General features: G+C 58.3%; 2 protein-coding genes and 8 tRNA genes. All 10 read left to right on the top strand.

The genetic code is table 11. The annotated features are described in order from the left end of the window. Positions 1 to 18 precede the first annotated feature (18 nt). The 10 genes from H582_RS0110740 to H582_RS0110695 all read left to right on the top strand — a co-directional run bounded on the left by H582_RS0110740 (position 19) and on the right by H582_RS0110695 (position 2,710). Positions 19 to 94 (top strand) — tRNA-Asn (locus tag H582_RS0110740). 3 nt (positions 95 to 97) lie between these two features. Further along, a tRNA-Thr gene (locus H582_RS0110735) sits at positions 98 to 173 on the top strand. 7 nt (positions 174 to 180) lie between these two features. Continuing rightward, positions 181 to 255 (top strand) — tRNA-Glu (locus H582_RS0110730). Between the two features lie 48 nt (positions 256 to 303). After that, positions 304 to 379, top strand: a tRNA-Val gene (locus H582_RS0110725). Positions 380 to 389: 10 nt separating this feature from the next. After that, positions 390 to 464, top strand: a tRNA-Gln gene (locus tag H582_RS0110720). Positions 465 to 468: 4 nt separating this feature from the next. Next, positions 469 to 541, top strand: a tRNA-Lys gene (locus H582_RS0110715). Between the two features lie 10 nt (positions 542 to 551). After that, positions 552 to 632 (top strand) — tRNA-Leu (locus tag H582_RS0110710). Positions 633 to 846: 214 nt separating this feature from the next. After that, complete coding sequence (locus H582_RS0110705) at positions 847 to 1,707, top strand: ABC transporter ATP-binding protein (RefSeq protein WP_028598547.1); 861 nt, start codon at positions 847 to 849, stop codon at positions 1,705 to 1,707. A gap of 41 nt (positions 1,708 to 1,748) precedes the next feature. Beyond that, the gene (locus H582_RS0110700) at positions 1,749 to 2,552 is read left to right on the top strand and encodes a hypothetical protein (protein ID WP_028598546.1); all 804 of its coding nucleotides are present in this window, start codon (positions 1,749 to 1,751) and stop codon (positions 2,550 to 2,552) included. Positions 2,553 to 2,635: 83 nt separating this feature from the next. After that, positions 2,636 to 2,710: transfer RNA gene (locus tag H582_RS0110695), tRNA-Gly, on the top strand. Positions 2,711 to 2,730: the final 20 nt, after the last annotated feature.

Below are 2,730 nucleotides of genomic sequence, written 5' to 3'. Positions count from 1 at the left end.
CATCCCATCGCTTCATATTCCCTGATAGCTCAGTTGGTAGAGCACTCGACTGTTAATCGAGTTGTCACAGGTTCGAGTCCTGTTCGGGGAGCCATTTGCTCTCATAGCTCAGTAGGTAGAGTGCATCCATGGTAAGGATGAGGTCACCGGTTCGATCCCGGTTGAGAGCTCCATATGCGTGGCCCGTTGGTCAAGGGGTTAAGACACCTCCCTTTCACGGAGGTAACAGGGGTTCGAATCCCCTACGGGTCACCATTTTTTTTATTTCTACATAAGAATGGATGTTCCGAGCCATTCTACGGAGGAAGCTTAGCTCAGCTGGGAGAGCATCTGCCTTACAAGCAGAGGGTCGGGGGTTCGATCCCCTCAGCTTCCACCACTTTATTTGTTGGGGATTAGCCAAGCGGTAAGGCAACGGACTTTGACTCCGTCATTCTCAGGTTCGATCCCTGAATCCCCAGCCATCAAGAGCCATTAGCTCAGTTGGTAGAGCACCTGACTTTTAATCAGGGTGTCGAAGGTTCGAGTCCTTCATGGCTCATCTTTCACTCGCGCGTATGGCGGAATTGGCAGACGCACCAGATTTAGGTTCTGGCGCCTCCGGCGTGGGGGTTCAAGTCCCTCTACGCGCATAGTTACGAACCATCGCCTTCAGTCCTCACGGACCGAAGGCTTTTTTGTTTATCCAAAAGAAAATCACCTGCTTTTGATCAACAACTCGCGCTGCGAGCGTGCGCGAAGGTTTCTTTTGACAACGATAGTGAGAACCGTTATCATAATGGTTATAATGATAATCGTTATCAAGGATTCGGAGCGCCGCTCCGGCAGCAGAGAGGAGCTTGCAGCATGGTTCGATTGGAAACCAGCCAGCTGGATATAGCCTATGAGAAGAGACAGATCGTGCGGGACCTCAATTTACGCATTCCGCAAGGCAAGATCACGGCGCTCGTAGGCTCGAACGGATCCGGCAAATCGACCATCCTCAAGACGATGGCTCGTCTGATGTCGCCGCAAAACGGGCAGGTGCTGCTGGACGGCAAGTCGATCCACAAGCAGTCGACGCGGGAAGTGGCCAAGGAACTCGCCATCCTGCCGCAAAACCCGACCGCCCCGGATGGTCTGACCGTGCAGGAGCTCGTCTCCTACGGCCGTTTCCCCTATCAAAAAGGGTTCAGCTCGATGCGTAAGGAAGACCGCGAAATCGTCGCTTGGGCGCTGGATGCGACGGGCATGACGGAGTTCGCCGATCGTCCGGTCGACCAGCTGTCCGGCGGACAACGCCAGCGCGGCTGGATCGCGATGGCGCTCGCCCAGGAGACGGACATCCTGTTCCTGGACGAACCGACGACGTTCCTGGACATGGCGCATCAGCTCGACGTGCTGCAGCTGCTCCAGCAGCTGAACTCCAAGGAAAACCGGACGATCGTCATGGTCGTGCATGACCTCAACCATGCCTCCCGGTTCGCTCATCACATGATCGCGATCAAGTCGGGCACCGTGCTGGCGGAAGGCAATCCGGACGAAGTCGTGACGCCGAAGGTGATGAGGGATGTCTTCGGCATCGAAGCCGATATCGTGAGCGATCCGCGCACGGGAGTGCCGCTATGCCTCCCTTACGCGCTCGCGATGGGAGAGCGGACGGTGGAGCGCCCGGCAGCCGAGAGCCAGGGCGAGAAGCAGCGCGTGCTGCAGCCGGCAGGGGTTTGACCCCGCCGGTATTTTTCATTTCGAGAGGGGTCTGCTGACCGATGGATCGCAACGCAACGAGAGAACTGCTGTACGGCAAGCTTGGATTGTTGGAATCGCTTCCGGACGGCGTACGGGTTGCCGCTACGCTCGAGGCGCTCTCGACCGATCCGGAGACGGCCGATGCCTTCCTTCGGGGCTACGCGGAGCTCATTCCGTCTCGTTCCATCGAACCGGCCGCGACCTACTTTCCGTCCTGGCTGCGCGCGCTGGCCGGCACGTTCCATCATGTCCTCGCCAGCGGAGCCGGAAGCTTTCCGCTAGACCCTTCCCGCTGGGAAATGATGCTCTACAAAGCGGAGGGAGCCTCTTATGCCTCCATCGCGTTCCGTACCGATGCTCTGGAGCTGGAGGAGACGCCGCAGCTGCTCTCCGCGGAGCAGCGCTGCGAGCAGATCGATCGGTTCTACGGCACGCTTGTCGCGCCTGTATTCCGTCATCTCGCCGACCGTGCGGGTGTCAGGACCCATGAGCTGTGGAGATTGGCCGCCAGCGGCCTGAACCATACGAAGACGTTCCTGCTGCAGGCTGCGGAACGGCCGGAGCTGCGGCAGGCGCTGGAGCAGGACTTCGCTTATGCCGTCGGAGAGATGCCGGGGGAGGCGGTCGGAGAACGGCGCAATCCGATGGCCATCCGATTCACGTATGTCGACAGCCCCTATGAGCCGGGAACGAAGCTGCCGCTGAGGGGAGGCTGCTGCCTGGCGTTCAAGACCGAGTACGCCAAGCACTGCTACAACTGTCCCAGACTCAAGCCGGGAGAGAGGAAAAGGATGTACGAGGAGCTCTGCTCCGCTCGCGCCTAATTTTTTTTGAAAAAGGACTTGCATTCGGACGATGGGCCTGATATATTATTACTTGTCGCGCTGAACAAAAAGTTCTTCGACAAGCGGAAGTGGCTCAGCGGTAGAGCATCGCCTTGCCAAGGCGAGGGTCGCGGGTTCGATTCCCGTCTTCCGCTCCATACGTGCCCGTAGCTCAGCT

It is taken from the genome of Paenibacillus pasadenensis DSM 19293 (assembly GCF_000422485.1).
Lineage (GTDB): Bacteria > Bacillota > Bacilli > Paenibacillales > Paenibacillaceae > Paenibacillus_O > Paenibacillus_O pasadenensis.
This window is presented reverse-complemented; position numbering and strand designations above follow the sequence as displayed.